The following is a 20006-nucleotide window of genomic DNA, read 5'->3' on the forward strand; positions in this document are numbered from 1 at the left end:
TAACATGGACGTTCCGTACGACCTCAACAGCTACATTCGGGTGCTGAAGCTGGCGAGCACGCCGAGCACCGACGAGTTCCTCCAGGTGTCGAAGATCGCCGGCGCCGGGATCCTGCTCATCGGGTTCATCGGCTTCCTGATGTTCGCGATCATGAGCCTCCTCCCGGGGGTCGGCGCGTAATGCCGATCTACTCGGTCAAGACGACGGCGAGCCAGGAGCGGACGGTCGCCGACATGATCGCCGAGAAGGAGGCGCCGGAGATCCAGGCCGTCATCGCCCCCGACCAGCTCACGAGCTACGTGATGGTCGAGGCGACCGACGGGACCGCCTTCGGGCGGATCCTCGACGAGATCCCGCACGCTCGCGGCGTTATTCAGGGCGGCGACGGCCCCGCCGAGAGCCCCTTCTCCGAGGTCGAGCACTTCCTCTCGCCGACCCCGGACGTGGAGGGGATCGGCGAGGGCGACATCGTCGAGCTGATCGCGGGCCCGTTCAAGGGCGAGAAGGCGCGCGTCCAGCGGATCGACGAGGGGAAAGACCAGGTGACCGTCGAGCTGTACGAGGCGACCGTGCCGATTCCGGTGACGGTCCGCGGCGACCAGATCCGCGTGCTCGACAGCGAGGAACGGTAGCTCCCCCCGGGCGAGCGCGGAAACGGAGCGACGCGAGGCGGATCGGTCCGCCGGTCTGACGGCGGTCCCGCACGCAACGACAAGGGCTTTATTCGACGACGACGGACCAGACGGGTATGTTCGGCCACGGCGTGCCGGCGGTGTTGAGCGTGATCCCCGACACGTTCACGTTCGCGTGGATCGTCGCGATCCTCTTCGCGATCTCGTGGGCGCTCGACAGCCGCGGACTGGCCGCGGGGCGCGTCCTCGCGGCCGCGACGTGGGCGCTGTTCGGGCTCTTCTGGCTGTCGACGGTGCCGTACTTCGCGTTCGAACACCAGAGCTACGTCGAGTCGATCCTCGCTTTGGTCGGCTTCCCCGCCAGCGTGTACGCGGGGTACCTCCTCTACGACGGGCGGGCCTCGCTTTTCACTCTCACCCGGGCCATCGCATTCATGTTGTTCATCTACCTGCCGTTCGAGACCATCCCGGCGTTCACCGTCGCCGGGGTCGCGGTCCCGGAGCCCCGTCGGGTCCTCATCGAGATCGTGGCGTCCCAGACGGGAGCGCTCATCGACCTGCTCGGCTACGCGCCGGAGGCGGTGGCGAGCAACGAGGGGTACGACGCGGCGTACTCGTGGACGCTCGACGACGGCCACACGGTCGTCATCCACATCGTGCTGGCGTGTACGGGGCTCGGGAGCATGGCCATCTTCGGCGGGCTCGTGGCCGCCGTCGAGGCGCCGCTCACGAGGAAGCTCCGCGCGCTCGCGGTGTCGATCCCGCTCATCTACGGGCTGAACATCCTCCGGACGACGTTCATCTCGGTCGTGTCCGGCAACCAGTACATGCACTGGTACCCGGACCTCGTGATGACGATGTTCGGCGCGACCGACCCGTACCGCGTCTCCTTCCTCATCTCCGACCGGATCATGAGCCAGCTGTTGGCGGTCGTGGCGCTCATCGCGATCACCTTCCTCGCGGTGCGCGAACTGCCCGAGCTGGCGGTCATCTTAGAGGACGTGCTCTACCTCATCACCGGCGAGGAACACGACCTGACGGAGGCGCTCGACCTCCCGCGCGAGCCGACGAACCGGTAGCCGACGGCCTCTCGACGGTCCTGGCGGGGCGGTCACGTCCCGGAGAACTGCGGAGAATACATAGCGCTATATAGCAAGCTATAGACGTGGGCGACGGGTACGGGCGAGCATGACTGCGACGACGCGCGGCGAATCCCCCGGTCCGCGTCGGGGGACGCGGCCGCGACGGGGTGAGCGGCGGTGATCGGCGGCGTCGACCCGTTCGTCTACCTGGAGACGAACGTCGCGAAGCTGGTGTTGGCGACCGCGCTCGGCATGTTCCTCGGGTTAGAGCGGGAGTGGTCACAGAAGTCGGCGGGGATCCGGACGTTCGCGCTGATCAGCCTCGCGGCGGCGGTGTTCTCGCTCGTCGGCGAGCCGGGGCTCCTCGTCGTCGGCGGGGTGCTGGTGGTCGCCAGCGCGGTGCTGCTGGCGGTGCGAAGCTTCGTCGAGGCCGACGTGGACGGCCTCTCGCTGACCACGTCGGCGTCGATGCTCGTCGCGTACGGCGTCGGCGTCCTCGTCGCGGCGGGACTGTTCATCGAGTCGGTGACGGTGGCGGTGCTGTCGTCGCTACTCCTGGTGTTGAAACGGGAGCTCCACGCGTTCGCGTGGGGGCTCTCCAGACAGGAGGTGCGCAGCGCCGTGGAGTTCACCATCCTCGCGTTCGTCGTCTTCCCGCTCCTCCCCGCTGAGACGGTCGACCCGTGGGGGGCGGTCCAGCCGCGGCTGGTCTGGTCGCTGGTGGTCGCGGTCAGCGCCATCGGGTTCGTCAACTACGTCCTCGTCAAGCGGTATCAGGGCCGCGGCTACGCGGTGACGGGCTTCTTCGGCGGGCTCGTCAACTCGACGGCGGTCGTCGCCGAGATGGCCAAGCGGGCGAAGGGGCGCGCGGACCTCGGCGACATCGCGGTGGGGTCGATCCTCCTCGCGAACGCGGCGATGGCGTTCCGGAACGCCGCGGTGGTGGCCGTCTTCGTCCCCGAGGCGGCGCTCGTCGTCGGCGTCCCGCTCGGCGCGATCACCGTCGCGGGGGTCGGCGTCGCCGTGTGGCGGAGCGACTGGCGGACGACGATGGAGGCCGAGTTGACCTCGCCGTTCAGCCTCGGGAACGCGCTCACCTTCGGCGCGCTCTTCCTGCTCGTGCTGCTCGCCTCCGCGGTCGCCGAGGAGTCGTTCGGCGCGAGCGGCTTCATCGTGACCTCTTTCCTCGCCGGCCTGGTGTCGTCGGGGACCTCGACGACCACGGCGGTCTCGCTGCTCGGGACCGGACAGATCGGAGTCGAGACGGCGGTCGCGGGCGTGATCGCCGGCACCGCCGCCAGCGTCCTGATCAAGACCGTCTTCGCGGCGAGCATCGCCCGGGAGCTGGTCCGACCGGTGTTCCTCTGGAACCTCCTGCTCATCGCCGTGGGCGTGCTCGCCGGGGTCCCGCTGTTGCTGCTCTGAAACGCGCCGGCGGACCCGCTCCGGCGCGGGGTCGGGGGGCCTTACGAGAGGTGTTCGGCGATGTCCGTCGACGAGACCATGCCGACGTAGTCGTCGTCGACGACCGGGAGGTGTTTGACGCCGTACATCGTCATCATCGCGGCCACCTCCTGCATCATGAGGTCGGGCGTCACCGTCTCGACGTCCTCGGTCATCACGTCGCGGACCGTCGTCGCCTCGGGGTCGCGCCCGTCGGCGACCGCCCCGACGACGTCGCTCTGCGTGACGATACAGCCGCCGCCGGTGGTCACGACGAGCGCGCTGATGCCGCCGTCGCGCATCCGTCGGGCCGCGTCCCGAATCGGGGCGTCCGCTCCGATCGTCTCCAGGGGCGTCGACATCACGTCCGCGACGCGGGTTCTGTCGTCGAGATCCATGCCACGACGTGTGGTACCGCGTGTCATTACTCTTCCGGAACGCACAACGCGGGGCGGGCGCGACCCCGCTCGGGACCGTCGGAAGGCCGTCGGGACGCGACGCTCCGAGGGGGCGTCAGCGCGCCTTCGAGAGGTGCGCCGTGAGGTCCGTCGTCGAGACCATCCCGATCGGCCTCCCGTCCGCGTCGGTCACGGGGAGGTGGGTGTAGCCGTGCGCGGTCGGCGCCGCCAGCTCCGCGACGGTGTCCTCGCGGCCCACCGTGACGACGTCGGTCGTCATGAACGCCTCGACCGGCGTCCGGTCTTTCGGGTCGTTGTCGCGGACGAGCCCCACGAAGTCCGTCGCGGTGATCAGCCCGGCCAGCCGCCCGTCGGGCTCGACGACGAGGATCGAACTGACGCCGGTGTCGCGCATCCGCTTCGCCGCGTCGGCCGCGGCGGCCCCGCGCTCGATCGTGGTGAGGTCGGTCGACATGAGCCGATCGACGAGTACGTCGTTCATGACTCGTGGTAACGCTGGGCACGGTAATCAATTATCCGGTCGGAGGGACCGGTCCGCGTCGGGCGACACGGGCGCTGGCCGAGCGAGCGGCGAGGGAGGGGAACCCCCCGAGCCGCCGCCGGCTCACTCCTCGACGAGGGCCTCGGGAGCGTCCGCGAGGCCGACCAGCGCGTCCGCTTCGACGTGGTGGAGGTCGCCAGGGATCACGAGCAGGTGGAGCGGGTCGCCGAACTCGCGGTCGGCGAGCGCGCTCAGGCGGTCGGCGGCGACGACCGCGTCGGGCGAGCCCGCGCGGGCGACGACGACGGCGAGCTCGTCTCGCCACCCCTCGGCGAGCAGGTCGGCGGCCACGTCGGCGGTCATGTACTCCTCGTGGTCCGGGTCGGGGCCGCTCGGGCCGGTCCCGACCTTGATGTCGAGGTAGACGACGGTGTGGAGCCCGCGCTCGCGGTTCGCCTCGATGGTTTCGACCACGCTCGCGGGCACGTCGTCGCCGCCGTGCGCGTACGGGAACGGCAGCGTCGTCGCCTTCCCGAACCGGTAGTTCTGGAGCCCCGTCAGGCTCGACGCCGCCGACTGGGCGGTGACGCCGTGGATCACCCGCGTGTCGATGCCGCGCTCCTCGGCGCGGAGCCGGAGGTCGGTGTGCGTGGTCGATATCATCGTGTCGCCGGCCGTGAGGAAGGCCGCGTCGCCGTCCGCGGCCGCCTCCAGGATCGGCTCCGGATCCTGTTCCACGCCGGCGCGGTCGCGGACATCCACGTCGACATCGTGGTACGCCTCCAAGTCGGCGACGTCGGCGCCGACCAGCCGGCTGGTGTAGAACTCCGCGAAGACCCGGTCGGCCGCCCGCAGCGCCTCGCGCCCCTCGACGGTGACGGAGCGCTCGTCGTAGAGGCCGAGCCCGATGAAGGTGAGCATGGATTCGCTCGGCGCGCGGCGGCCTAAAAGGACGCGAAAGGGCCGGGAGCGACGAAACCGACGGCGGGCGCTCGGATCGGTCCGGCGGACGGGCGAGGAGCGCCCGAGCGCCCCTAATAGACCTTCATGATAGTCCCTTGGGATTCCATAGCAAGCCCTAAGAGGGAACCAGCACAACGTCGGGCCACGAGGCCCATTCGGGCTCACATACCACTATGACTGACGACGAACTCATCTGGCGGATATCGGGGGGATCCGGTGACGGGATCGCTTCCACCAGCCAGAACTTCGCGAAGGCCTTGATGCGATCGGGGCTCAACGTCTTCACGCATCGGCACTACCCGTCGCGGATCCGCGGCGGCCACACCTACACCGAGGTCCGCGCGTCGGCGGACCCCGTCGAATCCCGGGGCGACGGCTACAACTTCCTGCTCGCCCTCGGCGACTCCTTCGCCCGTAATCCCCAGGAAGAAGCCGTCTACGGCAACGAGGAGATCAAACCGCTCTCGGAGAACTTAGACGAGCTCCGCGAGGGCGGCGTCATCGTCTACGACGAGGGGCTCTTGGACGCCTCCGAGATCCCGAACTTCGAGGAGCGCGCCGAGGAGAACGACTGGCACGTGTACCCGCTCGACCTCCGCGGGCTCGCCCGCGACATGGGCCGGGAAGTCATGCGCAACACCGCCGGCGTCGGCGCGACCTGCGCGCTGACCGGCATGGAACTCGACCACGTCGAGGACCTGATGCGCGACGCGATGCCGGAGAAGATCCTCGAACCGAACCTGGAGATCCTTGAGACCGCGTACGACCAGGTCCGCGAGGAGTACGACGTGGACGCCCCGGACGTGTCGGTGCCGACGGGCGAACACGACGAGACCCAGCTGCTCATGTCCGGGTCGGACGCCATCTCCTACGGCGCCATCGACGAGGGCTGCCGGTTCATCGCCGGCTACCCGATGACGCCGTGGACCGAGGTGTTCACCATCATGACGCAGAACCTGCCGAAGCTCGGCGGGATCTCCGAGCAGGTGGAAGACGAGATCGCCGCGGCCGCGCTCGCGGTCGGGGCCTCGCACGCCGGCGTCAAGGCGATGTCCGGCTCCTCCGGCGGCGGGTTCGCGCTGATGTCCGAGCCGCTCGGGCTGGCGGAGATGACGGAGACGCCCGTTGTCCTCGTCGAGGCCATGCGCGCCGGCCCCTCGACCGGGATGCCGACGAAGCCGGAGCAGTCCGACCTCGAACACGTCCTCTACACCTCGCAGGGCGACTCCCAGCGCGTCGTCCTGGCCCCGGGGACCGTCGAGGAGGCGTACGAGCAGTCGCGGATCGCCTTCCGGCTCGCCTACGAGTACCAGATCCCGACGATCCTGCTGTACGACCAGAAGCTCGGCGGCGAGCTGACGAACGTCCCCAAGAGCCACTTCGACCGCGACCCGAACCCGGACCTCGGGAAGACGCTCTCGGAGGACGCGCTCGCGGACGAGCCGCACTCCGGCGACGGGAAGTTCCACCGCTTCCAGCACGACGTCGACGACGGCGTCTCGCCGCGGTCGGTGCCCGGGCAGAAGGGCGGTCGCTTCCTCGCGACCGGCAACGAGCACGACCCGACCGGCCACATCAGCGAGTCCCCGGACAACCGGGTCGCGCAGATCGACCGGCGGACCCAGAAGCTGGAGGCGATCCGCGCCGACCTCGACGGGGAGGACACCGGCTCGTACGCCGGCCCCGAGGACGCCGAGTACGGCATCCTCACGTTCGGGAGTCAGCAGGGGACCGTCGAGGAGGCCGTCGGTCGGCTCAACGAGGCCGGCCACTCCGTGAAGTCGTACGGCGTCTCCGACATGCTCCCGTTCCCGACCGAGCAGGTCGAGGCGTTCGTCGAGAGCGTCGACGAGGTCCTCGTCGTCGAGATGACGGCGTCCGGACAGTTCCGCGGGCTCGTCCAGAAGAACCTCGGCCGCTACGGCGAGAAGCTGTCGAGCCTGTTGAAGTACAACGGGAACCCGTTCGAGCCGGCGGAGGTCGTCGACGGGTTCGAGGCCGCGATCGTCGAGGGCGACGGCGACGCGTCCGGCCACCAGACCACGTTCGTCCCAGCCGCAGGTGACTAACCAATGAGCACGTTTTCAGCGATCGGAGAGGAGCGAGAGATCGACCGCGACGAGTACACCCCCGGCGTGGAGCCGCAGCCGACGTGGTGTCCGGGCTGCGGTGACTTCAGCGTCCTGAAGGCGCTCAAGCAGGCGCTGCCGGAGGTCGGGCGCACGCCCGAGGAGACCCTGCTGTGTACCGGGATCGGCTGTTCGGGCAAGCTGAACAGCTACCTCGACACGTACGGGTTCCACACGATCCACGGGCGCTCGCTGCCCGTGGCCCGCGCCGCGAAGCTCGCGAACCCCGACCTCGAAGTGATCGCCGCCGGCGGCGACGGCGACGGCTACGGGATCGGCGGGAACCACTTCGTCCACACGGCCCGGGAGAACCACGACATGACGTACATCGTGTTCAACAACGAGATCTTCGGGCTCACGAAGGGCCAGACCTCCCCGACCAGCCCGAAGGGCCACAAGTCGAAGACGCAGCCCCACGGGAGCGCCAAGGAGCCGATCAAGCCGCTCTCGATGTCGCTCAACGCCGGCGCCTCCTACGTCGCCCGGACGGCCGCGGTTAACCCGAACCAGGCGAAGGAGATCATCACCGAGGCGATCGAACACGACGGGTTCGCGCACGTCGACTTCCTCACCCAGTGTCCGACCTGGAACAAGGACGCGCGCCAGTACGTCCCGTACATCGACGTCAACGACTCCGACGACTACGAGTTCGACAAGACGGACCGCGTCGAGGCCCAGGAGATGATGCGCACGACCGAGGAGTCCCTCTACGACGGCGAGGTCCTCACCGGCCGCTTCTACGTCGACGAGGACCGTCCGTCCTACGGCCAGGAGAAGCGCGCGATCGGCGAGATGCCCGAGGAGCCGCTCGCCGAGCGATACTGGGACGACGACTACGAGTGGGAGCGCTCCCACGACATGTTCCTCGACAAACACGCCTGAGCGAGGCCGTCAGTCGTTGACGGCGCGGTGAGTTCGTTTTTTGATTCGCAAGGTATTTTTTCATTGGTGACAAACGGAGTGGTATGAGTACCGTATCGACGGAAGAGCGGATCCTCTCCGTGTTAGAGGAGGACGCGCAGGCGTCCTGCGGGGAGATCGCCGAACGGGCCGACGTCTCGAAGCCGACGGTGCGGAAGTACATCGACCGCCTCGAAGAGCGGGGCGTGATCGTCGGCTACTCGGCGGAGGTCGACCCGAAGAAGCTCTCGTCGCAGTCCATCGCCATGGTCGGGATGGACGTCGACTCCGGACAGTACGTGGAGGCGACGCGCGAACTGAAGTCGCTAGAGGAAGTCCAGGCGCTGTACACCTCCTCCGGCGACCACATGCTGATGGCCGAGGTCCGCGCCGGCGACGGCGACGAGCTCGGCGAGGTCATCTCCGAGAAGTTGCTCGGCGTCGAAGGCGTCACCGCGGCGCACCCCTCCTTCCTCCAGGAACGACTGAAGTAGGCCGGCGGCCTCAGACGAGCGTCCGGGGGGCCGCGACCACCACGTCCTCGTCGCCGACGGGGCTCCGTCGGGTCCCGCGCCCCTCGAATCCGTGCGCGACGAAGAACTCCGTCGCGCTCGGTCTGTCCGCCGGCACCGTCGCCCGGAGGGTCTCGACGCCGCGGTCGGCGAGTGCGGCGCCGACGCGCGACAGCAGCTCTCCCGCGATCCCCTCGCCCGCGCGGTTCGGGTGGACCCACAGCGCCAGCAGCTCCGCCTCGGCGCCGTCCGGGTCCGGGTGCGCGATGGCGAGGCCGACGGGGCCCTCCTCGTCGTGTTCCATCAGGAACGACCACTCGGCCTCGGCGGCGGCCTCGCGAACGCCGGCGGCGGAGACGTCGAGCAGCGGCGCGCCGATGTCGTCGAACACCGTCTCCTCGCGGGCCCGCGAGACCGCGGTGCGAAGGGCCTCGGCGTCGTCGGCCCGAGCCGCCCGGACATCCATGTTCAACCGTGAGTAAAGAACGCACCTATAGGTTTCGGGGTGCGAATTGTTCCCACAGTAACTCGCGTCGCGGAGGCGACGCCCGGGCGGTGCCGTCGGCGTCGGTTCGGGTCGTCGAGCGCGACGGGCGCGACTTCGAAACCCAGCCCTCGGCCGCTCGAAACGGCGTTTTCGGTCGGGGAGCCTACGCGACCGGGTCGACGCCGATGGTGAGCGTGACGTCCTCGACCTCCCACTCCTCGACGAGGCCGTCCTCGGCGGCCGCCGCGTCGCTCGGGTCGTCGAGCCAGGCGTCGGCGCGCACCTCGCCGGCGATGAGGTCGGCGTGGTCGTCCACGAAGCCGGCCACGCGGTCGTCGTCGACGCCGACGCCGACGCGGATCCGCGCCTCCACGTCCAAGTCAAGCTCCTTGCGCATCTCCTGGATCCGGCGGATCACGTCGCGGGCGTACCCCTCGGACTCGATGTCGGGGGTCAGCGAGGTGTCGACGTAGACGGTGCCGCCCTCGAAGTCGGCGCCGGAGACGTGCTCCGGGGGCTCAGCGACGTACTCGACCATCTCGTCGTCGAGGTCGACGGGCTCGCCGTCGACGGTCACCTCGCCGCCCTCGACCGCCGCGCGGGTCGCGCCCTGGACCGCCTCCATCACCTTCTGGGCGTCGCCGCCGAAGGCGGGGCCGATGGCCGCCATCTGCGGCTCCGCGGTCTCGACCAGCTCGTCGAACGCGTCGGTGACGACCACCTCGCGGGCGTTGACGCGGTCGGCGATCAGCGCTTCGAGCCGGTCGACCGCGGCCGCGACGGTCTCGTCGTCCGTCTCGACGACGACGCGCGGGACGGGCCAGCGGAGCTTCCGGCCGGCCTGCTGGCGCGCGTTCGCGGCCGCCTCCTCCACGTCGCGGAAGACCGCCACGTCGCGTTCGAGGTCCGGGTCGCGCAGGTCGGCGTCCGGCTCGGGGTACGACAGCGCGTGGACCGTCGTCGCCGCGCCGTCGAGCCGCTGGTACATCCGCTCGGTGAGGTACGGCGCGATCGGCGCGAGCAGGCGGATCACCTCGTCGAGGACGGTCGCGAGCGTGGCGTAGGCGCCGCGCTTCGAGGCGGAGTCGGCCTCCTCCCACATGCGGTCGCGGACCGCCTTCACGTAGAACCGCGACACGTCCTGCGTGACGAACTCGATGACGGCGTTGACCGCGTCGCTGACCTGATAGTCGTCCCAGGCCTCTGCGACCTCGGCCTCCACGGACTGGAGCCGCGAGAGCACCCACTCGTCGACGAGTTCGAGCTCGCCGTCGGCGAGGTCCGCGTCGGCGGGGTCGTAGCCGTCGAGCTCCATGTACTCCAGCGGGAACCGGAACACGTTCCAGAGGATGTTGAGCTTGCCCTGGATCTCGCCGAGCCCGTCCCACTCGAACGCGAGGTCGACCCCCTGCTGGTCGTGGCTGAGCAGGTACGTGCGGAGCGGGTCGCGTCCGGCCCGGTCGATCGCCTCCTCCGGCGTGACGATGTTGCCGACCGACTTCGACATCTTCCGGCCGTCCTCGTCGTTGGCGAAGCCGTGCATCAGCACCTCGTCGTACGGGATCTCGCCGACCGCGGCGGTGCCCATGCCGAGCTGCGACCAGAACCAGCCGCGGGTCTGGTCGTGCGCCTCGATGATGAGGTCGGCGGGCCACAGCTCGTCGTGCGCGGCCTCGTCGCTCGGGTAGCCGAGCGTGCCCCACGAGGCGACCGAGGAGTCGAGCCACACGTCGAACACGTCCTCGACGCGGCGGTACGTCGTCCCGTCCTCGACGATGGTGAGGTCGTCGACGGAGGGGCGGTGGAGGTCGATCGACTCGGGGTCGACGTCCTCCTCGACGCGCTCGGCGAGCTCCTCGCGGGTGCCGATCACGATCATGTCCTCGTCGAGGTCGCCGGCGTCGGCGTCCTCCGGCACCCAGATGGGGATCGGGATCCCCCAGTAGCGCTGGCGGGAGACGTTCCAGTCGGGCGCGTCCTCGATGAAGTCGCGGAAGCGGTTGTCGCGGGCCCAGTCGGGGTGCCACTCCGAGTCCTCCATGTTGTCGAGGAGGTCCTCCTTCACGTCCGTGATCGAGATGAACCACTGGTCGGTGACAAGCTGGATGATCCCGGTGTCGCACCGCCAGCAGTGGCCGTAGCTGTGGTCGACGGTGCCGTGCGCGAGCATGTGTCCGTCGGCGACGAGGTCGTCGATGATGTCCTCGTTGGCGTCGCGCACGAACTGGCCGGCGTACTCGCCTGCCGCCTCGGTGAACTCGCCGTTCGGCTTCACGGGACAGTGGATGTCGAGCCCGAGCTCGGTGCCGCGCTGGAAGTCCTCCTCCCCGTGGCCGGGCGCGGAGTGGACCAGCCCGGTCCGGTCGGCCTCCACGTAGTCGGCGGCGTACACCCGACCGGCGCCCTCGAAGTCGGGGTACTCGGCGACGCGGTCGGCAAGCGGGTGGTCGTACGCCCAGCCGACGAGCTCGTCGCCCGTCAGCTCGGCCTCGACCTCGTAGTCCTCGTAGCGCCCCTCGCCGAGCACGTCCTCGACGCAGTCGGCGGCGACGTAGATGAGTTCGCTCTCGCCGTCCTTCTCCGCGCGGACGGCGTTGTAGGTGAGCTCCTCGTCGACGGCGACGAAGGTGTTCGCGGGGATGGTCCACGGCGTCGTCGTCCAGATGACGAGGCTCCCCTCGCGGTCGGCGAGCGGGAACTTCACGTATATGGAGGGGTCCTCGACGTCCTCGTACTCCACCTCGTTGTTGGCGAGGCCGGTCTCGCAGCGCGGGCACTGCGAGATGGACCGCTTCCCCTGCTCGACGAGGCCGTTGTCGGCGACCTCGGAGAACGCCCACCAGGCGGCCTCCATGTACTCCGGCGAGATGGTCTCGTACGGGTCCTCGAAGTCCATCCAGACGCCGATGGACTCGAAGTCCTCGTCCATCGCCGCCCGGTTCTCTAGAGCGAACTCCTTGCACTTCTCGATGAACGCCTCCATCCCGTACTCCTCGATGTCCCGCTTGTTCTCGAAGCCGAGCTCCTCCTCGACTTTGACCTCGATCGGGAGCCCGTGCATGTCGTAGCCGGGGCGGTCGGTGACGCGGTGGCCGGTCATCCGCTTGTACCGGATGACGGCGTCTTTCAGCGTCTTGTTCCAGGCCGTCCCGAGGTGCATCTGCCCGGAGGTGTACGGCGGGCCGTCCACGAAGAAGAACGGCGGGTCGTCGGCGTGCGCCTCCTTCGCCGCCTCGTAGGCGTCGTGGTCGTCCCAGTACTCGTCGACCGCGGACTCGACGTCCGCGGGCGCGTACTGGTCGTCGATCTGCTCCATACGCGTTGGTCTGCGCGCGCGTATTTGAATACGGCGGAGTCGTGGGAACGGTTCAGCGGCGGCGAGGCGGGACAAGACACTTCTCCGGGGAAGCGGACGCAGCGAACATGGAGACGCCGCGAGTCGTGCGCGAGAACCTCGGGTACGCGCTCCTCGGCGGCCCGGCGCTGGCCGCCGTCGCGTTCGCCGCCGGCGCGTGGCTCGTCGGTACCGCCGCCGGCGTCGCCGCCGCGGTCGCGGCGTACGCACTCGGCTGGGCGCTCGCGGCGCGGCGGTCCGAGTCGGCGTCGGAGCGGTCGGCGTCCGAGCGGTCGGCCGCGAACGCGGACGACGACCGGGACCGCCGCGAGCGGGAGGCCGAGGCGGGGAAGGGGGGCTACGACGGCGGTGGCGGCGGGTAGTCGTGTACGCCGTCGCTCACCGCGGGGCGGGCGCGCCGTCCGCGAAGTAGTCCGCGAGCCGCTCGGCCGCCTCGGTCGCGCGCGGCGTCACCAGCGCGAACCGGATCCACTCGTCGCGGGCGGTGCCGAACGCCTCGCCCGGCATGCCGGCGACGCCCGCCTCGTCGATCAGGCGCTTGACGTTCGCCATCGTTCCGGGGAACCCGTCGAACCGCGCGAGGACGTAGAAGGCGCCCTCCGGACGGCTGTACTCCGCGCCCGCCGCGTCGAGCGCGTCGGTGAACGCCGCGACCCGGTCCGCGAGCAGGTCGCGCGACTCGGCGTAGTACGACGGCTCCGTCTCGGCGAGCGCGTGGTAGACCGCGTACTGCGAGGGGCGGGCCCCGGTGACGTTCACGAGCATGTGGCGGGTCTTCGCGTCGCCGACGTGCGCCTCGGGGAACACGCCGTAGCCGACCCGGAGCCCCGTGATCGCCATCGACTTCGAGAAGCCGCCGGTGACGATCACGCGCTCGGAGTCGAGGGTCAGGGCCGACTCGAAGGAGCCCGCGAGGTCGAACTGACCGTACACCTCGTCGACGACGACCACGGCGTCGACCGCCTCGGCGACCGCGACGACCTCGCGGACCGCGTCGAGGTCGTAGACGGCGCCGGTCGGGTTGTTCGGCGTGTTGAGAACGATCAGCGCGGTGTCCTCGCTCGCGGCCTCGCGGACCGCGTCGACGTCGAGGCCCCCGTCGCGGGCGGTGGGCACGAGCGTCGGCTCGCCGCCGAGCAGGTGGGTCTTGCCCGGGTAGTACGGGTACACCGGGTCCATCAGGAGCGCCTCGTCGCCGGCGCCGCGGTCGAGCGCGCGCGCCATCGCGAGGTAGTTCGCCTCGCCGGTGCCGTTAGTGACGACCACGCGCTCGGGGTCCACGTCGCGGCGTTCGGCGATCGCCTCGCGGAGCTCGCGGAGCCCGTCGCTCGGCGGGTACTGGAAGTCGGCGGGCGGCAGGTCGGCGTACTCGCGGAGCGCCTCCCGGAGCGCGGCGGGCGGCTCCCAGTCGGGGTTGCCGCTCACCATGTCGATGACGTCGCCGTCGGCGGCCGCGGCGTACTGCATCACGTGGAAGAACTTCGGCTCCTCGTACTCCATACGGTCGGGTCGGACGCGGTCGCCGTGGCTCTTTCGACCGGCGCGCGGCTGGCGCGCGGAAGGCCGGACCCGGTCCCGCTGAGCCACCGCGATCCGGTGGTTTGACCTACCGACACGCACAGCGGTTGGTATGAACAAGCGCGGCCACGTCCTCAACGGCCTGCTGCTCGCCCTCGGGCTCGGGTTCATCGTCGAACCGGGTCTCGACGCGGCGACCGCGACGACCGTCGCCGAGATCACCGTTCCCGTCGTGTTGGGGGCGCTGTTCCCGGACGTCGACACCGCCTTCGGGCGCCACCGGAAGACGCTCCACAGCCTCCCCGTGCTGGCGATCTTCCTCGCGTACCCGATCCTCTTCGGGAACCTCCAGTACGTCTGGATCGGCGTGTTGACCCACTACGTCCTCGACGTGGTCGGGAGCCGCCGGGGCATCGCGCTGTTCCACCCGCTCTCGGACCGGGAGTTCGGGCTGCCGAGCGGCGTGACGACGAGCAGCAAGTACGCCGACCTCGTCACCGTGATCATCACCGCGATAGAGCTGGCCGCGTTCTGGGCGATCCACACCTACGTCGTCAGCCTCGACCTGGACCTCTCGGCGGCCTCCGAGGCCGCGGCTGGGTTCGGGCTGTGACCGCGACGCGTTACTCGTAGACGCTCACGTCGTCGAACCGGCCCTCGTAGGCGACGTTCGATGGCAGGGTGGGCTCGTTGCCGGAGAGGAACATCCGGTCGAGCTTCGCCCACGTGTTCTCGTAACCGAGGTGGGCGAACTCGACGAGCCCCCGGAGCCGGTGGCCGACGCCGCCGCGGTGGATCACCGTCCGCGGGCGGCGCTCGCGGAACGCCTCGGCGACCGCCTCGGCGTCGTCGAGGTCGCCCTCGAAGGCGGTCCACGCCTCGCCGACCGTGCCGGGGAGGTGCGCGTACGACGACCCGAAGCCGGCGCAGCCGGTCTCCTTCGCGGTCCGACGGGCGCGGGCGTTCTGGTGGGGGAGGAGCTTCGTGTTGTACGTCTCGACGGCGTCGATCCGGGCGGCGTGCGCGTCCACCTCGGGCCGCGTGAGCGAGATGGTGGCGAACCCGGGGTGCGGGACGAGGACGGCGGCGTCCTGGCGCTCGAACTCGGCCATGGCGCCCTCGAAGGTGATGTAGTCGGGGACCGGGTCGGAGAGCCCGAGCGCGAGGAGGTGCCGCCGGTTCCCCCAGTCGCCGGTGAACACCTCGCGGGCGGGGACGACGGTCAGCTCGTCGTCGGTGTAGCGGGCCGCGCGCTCGCGGACCGTCGGGAGCCGCGTGAAGTGCGGCGCGTACACGAGCGCGTCGATCCCGCGGGCCTTCGCGCGGGCGACGACCTCGTCGTCGAGCACCTTGACGTGGGCGTCGACGCGCGTTTGCGATCGGGTCACGGTCGGACGGTCGTCGCGCCCGCGCAAAGGCGTATCGTTCGACGACGACGGTGCCGCGGTCGCCGGGCGGACCGCGGGGCGGCGGCCCGTCCCGGGATCCCGCCGAGTTGGGAAACCGTTAATCCCCCTCGGGCGAGTGTTCCGGGTATGGCCCCTCGCTGGACGTGCGGCATCGGCGACTGCGACGCCGCCTTCGACGACGTGGAGGCGGCGATCGTCCACCAGACGAACGACCACCAGCGCCACGAGTGCAAGGTGTGCGGCACGATCGTCCCGGACGGCTACTTCGCCATCCGCCACGCGTTCGACGAGCACACCCGCGCCGAGTTCGTCCGCGCGTACGACGCCGACTCGGCGGCCGTCCGCCGCCGCGAGGAGATCAAAGGCGAGATCGAGGCCGCCGCGGACCTCCAGCGCGTCGTCGAGGAGCTCGACCGGAACGTCTGACTCGGTCCCCCGAGCCGCCGTTTACAGCACCCGCTTCCCGAACGCGCTCGCCGCGAGCTCCGTCGCCAGCTCCGCCGTCTCGTTGTGCTGGTCGAGCGTCGGGTTCACCTCGACGAGCTCCATCGACCGGAGCGCGTCCGTCTCGTCGACGATCTCCATCGCGCTGTGCGCCTCGCGGTAGGTGGCGCCGCCGCGGACCGGAGTCCCGACGCCGGGCGCCGCGTTCGGGTCGAGGAAGTCGAGGTCGAGGCTGACGTGGATCCCGTCGACGCCGGCCGAGGCGACCGACAGCGCCTCCTCGGTCACGTCCGTGATCCCGCGCTCGTCGATGTCCGACATCGTGTACGCCGCGAACCCGCGCTCCCTGAGCAGCTCCGCCTCCGCGCCGTCGACCGACCGGAGCCCGACCAGGGCGACGTTCTCCGGCGAGAGCCCCGGCGCGTTCGCCCACTCGGCGTCCGCGAACTCGCCGATCCCGAGCGCGGCCGCCAGCGGCATCCCGTGGACGTTGCCAGACGGCGTCGTGGCGGGCGTGTTGAGGTCGGCGTGCGCGTCGAACCACACGGCGCCGATGTCCGCGTCGCGCGCGGAGCCGGAGAGGCTCCCGATGGCGATCGAGTGGTCGCCGCCGAGCGCGAGCGGCACGTCGCCGGCGGCGAGCGTCGCGGCGACCTCGTCGCCGAGCTCCCGGCAGACGTCGGCGGTCTCGCGGAGGAACTTCGCTTTCCCCTCGCTCGGCGCGTCCGCGTCCGGGTCGCGCTCCTCCGCCCGCGGGACGGGGAGGTCGCCCGCGTCGACCGCCTCGACGCCCGCCCCGGCGAGCTGGTCCGCGAGCCCGCCGTACCGGATCGCCGACGGTCCCATGTCGACTCCGCGTCGGTTCGCCCCGTAGTCGGTCGGCGCGCCGATGATCCTGACCGTGGTCATACCGGGTACGCGACGCCGCGGCGCTTGAATGGTGGGGATCGACGCGGCCGCGGCTCCGAGGGCGACGGCGACGCCCGATGCGCCTCGCCGGATCGGACACCGTTTTGCGCCCGGGCCGCCACGGGGCGGTCATGGGCAGTTCCGACTCCTACTCGGTCGACCCCGGCGACATCGAGCCGATCGGCGCGACCATCGCGGTCGCGTTCACCGGTGCGGCGATCGGGCTCGTCGGCGCCGCGGTGTCGTTCGTCGCCGTCGACTTCGGGGTCGCGCTGATCGGCGTCGGCGTCGTCGTCGCGCTGTCGAGTCCGCTCGCGTACGTGCGCATGAAGCGGCTGCGCGGGGAGTAGGCCCGCGAGGCGCAGCGCCGGCTGTACCCGGCCGTCGAGGCGGTTTCACACGATCATTTATAAGCGAATTCCATCGCATTTAAGCGGGGGCGTCGTGTATTCGCGACCATGTCATCGATCGAGCTCACGTCGAGCCAGAAAAGCATCCTCACGGCCCTCATCAACCTGTACGGGGAACAGGAGGACGCCGTGAAAGGCGAGGCGATCGCCGAGGAAGTAGACCGCAATCCCGGGACGATCCGGAACCAGATGCAGAGCCTCAAGGCCCTCCAGCTCGTCGAGGGCGTCCCCGGTCCGAAGGGCGGCTACAAGCCCACCTCGAACGCCTACGAGGCGCTCGACATCCAGCGCATGGACGAGCCGGCCGACGTGCCGATCTCCCACGAGGGCGAGCAGGTCGAGGGGATCAACGTCGACGGGATCGACCTCTCCAGCGTCCACCACCCCGAGCTGTGCCGCGCCGAGATCCACGTCCAGGGCTCGGTCCGCGACTTCCACGAGGGCGACAGCGTCACCGTCGGCCCGACGCCGCTCTCGAAGCTCGTCATCGACGGCACCGTCGACGGCAAAGACGACACCGCGAACATTCTCATCCTGCGGATCGACGACATGCGGGCGCCCGACGAGCCGGCCCAGCACTAACTGGCGGAAGGGGTTTCTGCGAGCCGAGAAAGTTTTCGAGAGGAAAACGCCGCTCGGTAGTCGCCGAAACGGTCGAGAACGGGTCCGACGGTCCTGACCGTTAACGGGTCGCCCGCGCTTACATGTCGCCGAACGCGCTGACGCCGCGGCTCGCGGAGGAGACCTTGGCGATCCAGCGCGTGGCGATGGCCTTCTTCAGCAGCTTCGCGGGCTTGCCGCCGAACGTCTTGATCGGCATGCCCATCACGCCGTGTGCGACTGCCTCCTCGCCGACGGAGACGACGGTGCCCTTGTCCTCGTGGGTCCACGAGCGGAGCGGCGCGCCGCGGGCGGCGCGCGCGAGGTTGGCGCCGGCGACCTCGGCGGCCTGCCAGGCGGCCTGCGCGGTCGGCGGCGCCACGTCGTCCTCGCCCTGCTCGACGAGGGCGGTGTCGCCGATGGCGAACACGCGGTCGTCGCTGGTGGCGAAGTCGGAGCCGGCGTGGACGCGGTTCGAGCGGTCGTCCTTGTCGACCTCGACGTGCTCCAGCTCGGGCTGGCCCGTAATTCCGCCGGTCCAGATCAGCACGTCGTAGCCGAGCTCCTCGGGCTCTTCGTCCTCGCCGCCGCCGAGGTAGACCGCCTCCTCGTCGGCCTCCGAGATGAAGTCGCCGGTGAGGATGTCGATGTCGGCGTCTTCGAGCCGCTGGCGGAGCGCCCCCTGGACCTGCGGGTCGTTACCGGGGAAGACCTCGTCGAGCCCCTCGACGAGCTTGATGTCGAGCGGCGCGCGGTGCTTGTCGCGGTACTCGGCTATCTCGCCGGCCGTCTGGATGCCGGAGAGGCCGGCGCCGCCGACGATGACCTGCGCGGGGTCCGAGCGGGTCGCGTCGGCGGCCGCCTCGCGCACGTCCTCGTGGATCGCCTTCGCGTCGTCGAGCCCCTTCAGCTGGTGGGCGTTCTCCTTCAGCCCCTCGATGCCGAAGAACGCGGTCGTGGAGCCGACCGCGAGGAGGAGGTAGTCGTAGTCGACGGTCGTGCCGTCGTCGGTCTCGACGACGCGCTCGTCGGTGTCGACGTCGACGACCCGGCCCTGGACGAAGTCGGACTCGGGCGACTTGATCTCGTCGACGGGGATCGTGATCTTGTCCTCGACGGCGGGGTTGCGGATCGCTCGGTGGACCTCGTGTAAAACGAGGTGGTAGTCGTGTTCCGAGATCCACGTGAGATCGGCCTCGCCCTCGCCGACCTCGTCTTCGAACGCCTTGACCGCCCCTGCGCCGGCGTACCCGGAGCCGACGACCACGACCTGTGTACTCATGCCTGTCGCTCCGCGGCCCGCGGGTAAAGTCGCTTTGGAACGGTCGCGATCGGCGGTCCGGCCCCCGGCTGGACGGCGCGTTACAGCGAGAGCCCGGCGTGCCAGCGGTCGGCGCCCGCCTCCCGTTTGACCTCGTCCATGCGCGCGAGCAGCTTCACCGCGAGGCTCGCCGTCTCGGCCGCGCGCGACTCGCCCTCCGTCCGGAACTCGCCGGTGACGCGGTTGGCGTAGACGGAGCAGACCGCGCCCGCCCGGAGCCCGTAGACGTTCGCGACCGTGAGGATCGCCGACGCCTCCATCTCGATGTTCTTCACGTTCGCGTCCCGGAGCTCGGCGACCAGCTCGTCCGAGCCGGCGGCCTCGAACCCGTCGAATCCGGGGCGGCCCTGCCCGGCGTAGAAGGAGTCGGCGCTCATCGTCACGCCGGTGTGGTAGTCGTGGCCCAGCCGCTCGGCGGCCGCGACCAGCGCGGAGACGACCTCGCCGTCCGCGGCCGCGGGGTAGTCCTCGCGGACGTACTCGTCGCTCGTCCCCTCCTGCCGGACGCCGCCGGTCGTGATGACGAGGTCGCCCACGTCCATCTCCGGCTGGATCGCCCCGCAGGAGCCGACCCGGATGAACGTGTCGACGCCGACGCGCGCCAGCTCCTCGACGGCGATGGCGGCCGACGGGGAGCCGATTCCGGTCGAGGTCACGGAGATGGGCGCGCCGTCGTACGTGCCGGTCGCGGTGCGGTACTCGCGGTGGCGCGCGACCTCCTCGTGGCCGTCCCACAGCGCGGTGATCTTGTCGACCCGCTCGGGGTTGCCCGGGAGGAGGACGGCGTCTGCGACGTCCTCGGGCGCGGCCTCGACGTGGTAGCCGGCCGCGTCGTTCGGGTCCTCGCTCTCGGCGTCCGCGGCCGGGGCGTCCACGTCGGAGCCGCCGGCGTCTGGTTCGTCGGTCATGTCCCCGGCGTTTGGCGAGGTTTTTAAAAGTAGTTCCGGCTCGGCGGCGACCCCGCCCCTCTTGTGGGCCGGTTCGAACATCT

The 20006-nt window shown here is 70.2% G+C and carries 22 protein-coding genes; 12 read left to right on the forward strand and 10 right to left on the reverse strand.

Going from position 1 to position 20006, the window contains the following annotated elements; translation table 11 throughout:
• Positions 1 to 4 precede the first annotated feature (4 nt).
• From EXE44_RS14040 to EXE44_RS14055, 4 genes are all read left to right on the forward strand, one after another.
• Positions 5 to 181 (forward strand): protein translocase SEC61 complex subunit gamma, encoded by a 177-nt coding sequence (locus tag EXE44_RS14040; protein WP_006628863.1) that lies wholly within the window; start codon positions 5 to 7, stop codon positions 179 to 181.
• Complete coding sequence (locus tag EXE44_RS14045) at positions 181 to 633, forward strand: transcription elongation factor Spt5 (RefSeq protein WP_004598345.1); 453 nt, start codon at positions 181 to 183, stop codon at positions 631 to 633. The genes EXE44_RS14040 and EXE44_RS14045 overlap by 1 nt, the downstream gene beginning before the upstream one ends.
• Before the next feature lie 116 nt (positions 634 to 749).
• On the forward strand, positions 750 to 1712 hold the full coding sequence (gene artA, locus EXE44_RS14050) for an archaeosortase A (RefSeq protein WP_137717667.1): 963 nt from the start codon (positions 750 to 752) through the stop codon (positions 1710 to 1712).
• Between the two features lie 180 nt (positions 1713 to 1892).
• The gene (locus EXE44_RS14055) at positions 1893 to 3140 is read left to right on the forward strand and encodes a DUF4010 domain-containing protein (protein WP_137717668.1); all 1248 of its coding nucleotides are present in this window, start codon (positions 1893 to 1895) and stop codon (positions 3138 to 3140) included.
• Between the two features lie 41 nt (positions 3141 to 3181).
• Here EXE44_RS14055 and EXE44_RS14060 read toward each other — a convergent pair whose 3' ends face one another.
• The 3 genes from EXE44_RS14060 to dph5 all read right to left on the reverse strand — a co-directional run bounded on the left by EXE44_RS14060 (position 3182) and on the right by dph5 (position 4979).
• Entirely contained in the window at positions 3182 to 3556 is a 375-nt protein-coding gene (locus tag EXE44_RS14060; RefSeq protein ID WP_121561917.1) for a cyclic nucleotide-binding/CBS domain-containing protein, read from the reverse strand.
• A 115-nt stretch (positions 3557 to 3671) separates the two neighbouring features.
• The gene (locus EXE44_RS14065) at positions 3672 to 4058 is read right to left on the reverse strand and encodes a CBS domain-containing protein (RefSeq protein ID WP_137717669.1); all 387 of its coding nucleotides are present in this window, start codon (positions 4056 to 4058) and stop codon (positions 3672 to 3674) included.
• Between the two features lie 123 nt (positions 4059 to 4181).
• Complete coding sequence (dph5, locus tag EXE44_RS14070; protein WP_137717670.1) at positions 4182 to 4979, reverse strand: diphthine synthase; 798 nt, start codon at positions 4977 to 4979, stop codon at positions 4182 to 4184.
• 215 nt (positions 4980 to 5194) lie between these two features.
• On the opposite strand from dph5, the gene EXE44_RS14075 reads away from it, so the two are divergent.
• The 3 genes from EXE44_RS14075 (at position 5195) to lrpA1 (ending at position 8544) form a co-directional block, all read left to right on the forward strand.
• The gene (locus tag EXE44_RS14075; RefSeq protein ID WP_053771524.1) at positions 5195 to 7090 is read left to right on the forward strand and encodes a 2-oxoacid:acceptor oxidoreductase subunit alpha; all 1896 of its coding nucleotides are present in this window, start codon (positions 5195 to 5197) and stop codon (positions 7088 to 7090) included.
• Between the two features lie 3 nt (positions 7091 to 7093).
• Positions 7094 to 8032, forward strand: coding sequence for a thiamine pyrophosphate-dependent enzyme (locus EXE44_RS14080; RefSeq protein WP_137717671.1), 939 nt, complete (start codon positions 7094 to 7096; stop codon positions 8030 to 8032).
• Positions 8033 to 8115: 83 nt separating this feature from the next.
• Complete coding sequence (gene lrpA1 / locus EXE44_RS14085) at positions 8116 to 8544, forward strand: HTH-type transcriptional regulator LrpA1 (RefSeq protein ID WP_121561912.1); 429 nt, start codon at positions 8116 to 8118, stop codon at positions 8542 to 8544.
• 10 nt (positions 8545 to 8554) lie between these two features.
• Here lrpA1 and EXE44_RS14090 read toward each other — a convergent pair whose 3' ends face one another.
• Both EXE44_RS14090 and ileS read right to left on the reverse strand, forming a co-directional pair.
• Positions 8555 to 9028: an N-acetyltransferase gene (locus tag EXE44_RS14090; RefSeq protein WP_137717672.1), complete on the reverse strand. Its 474-nt coding sequence runs from the start codon at positions 9026 to 9028 to the stop codon at positions 8555 to 8557.
• A 184-nt stretch (positions 9029 to 9212) separates the two neighbouring features.
• A complete protein-coding gene (ileS, locus tag EXE44_RS14095; RefSeq protein WP_137717673.1) occupies positions 9213 to 12365 on the reverse strand; it encodes an isoleucine--tRNA ligase in 3153 nt (1050 codons plus the stop codon).
• Between the two features lie 107 nt (positions 12366 to 12472).
• On the opposite strand from ileS, the gene EXE44_RS14100 reads away from it, so the two are divergent.
• On the forward strand, positions 12473 to 12766 hold the full coding sequence (locus EXE44_RS14100; RefSeq protein ID WP_137717674.1) for a hypothetical protein: 294 nt from the start codon (positions 12473 to 12475) through the stop codon (positions 12764 to 12766).
• A 16-nt stretch (positions 12767 to 12782) separates the two neighbouring features.
• Here EXE44_RS14100 and EXE44_RS14105 read toward each other — a convergent pair whose 3' ends face one another.
• Positions 12783 to 13904 carry a pyridoxal phosphate-dependent aminotransferase gene (locus EXE44_RS14105; protein ID WP_137717675.1) on the reverse strand — a complete coding sequence of 374 codons (1122 nt, stop codon included), beginning with the start codon at positions 13902 to 13904 and terminating at the stop codon, positions 12783 to 12785.
• A 130-nt stretch (positions 13905 to 14034) separates the two neighbouring features.
• Between EXE44_RS14105 and EXE44_RS14110 the strand changes: the two genes are divergently transcribed.
• Complete coding sequence (locus EXE44_RS14110; protein WP_137717676.1) at positions 14035 to 14535, forward strand: metal-dependent hydrolase; 501 nt, start codon at positions 14035 to 14037, stop codon at positions 14533 to 14535.
• A 10-nt stretch (positions 14536 to 14545) separates the two neighbouring features.
• Here EXE44_RS14110 and EXE44_RS14115 read toward each other — a convergent pair whose 3' ends face one another.
• Entirely contained in the window at positions 14546 to 15337 is a 792-nt protein-coding gene (locus EXE44_RS14115) for a PHP domain-containing protein (RefSeq protein WP_137717677.1), read from the reverse strand.
• A gap of 120 nt (positions 15338 to 15457) precedes the next feature.
• Here EXE44_RS14115 and EXE44_RS14120 point away from each other — a divergent pair, with 120 nt between their 5' ends.
• Positions 15458 to 15757 carry a hypothetical protein gene (locus EXE44_RS14120; RefSeq protein ID WP_053771534.1) on the forward strand — a complete coding sequence of 100 codons (300 nt, stop codon included), beginning with the start codon at positions 15458 to 15460 and terminating at the stop codon, positions 15755 to 15757.
• Between the two features lie 21 nt (positions 15758 to 15778).
• Here EXE44_RS14120 and rocF read toward each other — a convergent pair whose 3' ends face one another.
• Positions 15779 to 16684 (reverse strand): arginase, encoded by a 906-nt coding sequence (gene rocF, locus EXE44_RS14125; protein WP_137717678.1) that lies wholly within the window; start codon positions 16682 to 16684, stop codon positions 15779 to 15781.
• A gap of 131 nt (positions 16685 to 16815) precedes the next feature.
• Between rocF and EXE44_RS14130 the strand changes: the two genes are divergently transcribed.
• Positions 16816 to 17034, forward strand: coding sequence for a hypothetical protein (locus EXE44_RS14130; RefSeq protein ID WP_137717679.1), 219 nt, complete (start codon positions 16816 to 16818; stop codon positions 17032 to 17034).
• A gap of 108 nt (positions 17035 to 17142) precedes the next feature.
• Positions 17143 to 17676, forward strand: a complete 534-nt coding sequence (locus EXE44_RS14135) for an Rrf2 family transcriptional regulator (protein ID WP_137717680.1) — start codon at positions 17143 to 17145, stop codon at positions 17674 to 17676.
• 118 nt (positions 17677 to 17794) lie between these two features.
• Here the strand turns inward: EXE44_RS14135 and EXE44_RS14140 are convergent, their stop codons facing one another.
• A complete protein-coding gene (locus EXE44_RS14140; RefSeq protein ID WP_137717681.1) occupies positions 17795 to 18976 on the reverse strand; it encodes an NAD(P)/FAD-dependent oxidoreductase in 1182 nt (393 codons plus the stop codon).
• 80 nt (positions 18977 to 19056) lie between these two features.
• A complete protein-coding gene (locus EXE44_RS14145) occupies positions 19057 to 19923 on the reverse strand; it encodes a nucleoside phosphorylase (protein WP_137717682.1) in 867 nt (288 codons plus the stop codon).
• Positions 19924 to 20006: the final 83 nt, after the last annotated feature.

Source organism: Halorubrum sp. SS7 (genome assembly GCF_005435055.1).
GTDB classification, from domain to species: Archaea; Halobacteriota; Halobacteria; order Halobacteriales; family Haloferacaceae; genus Halorubrum; species Halorubrum salinarum.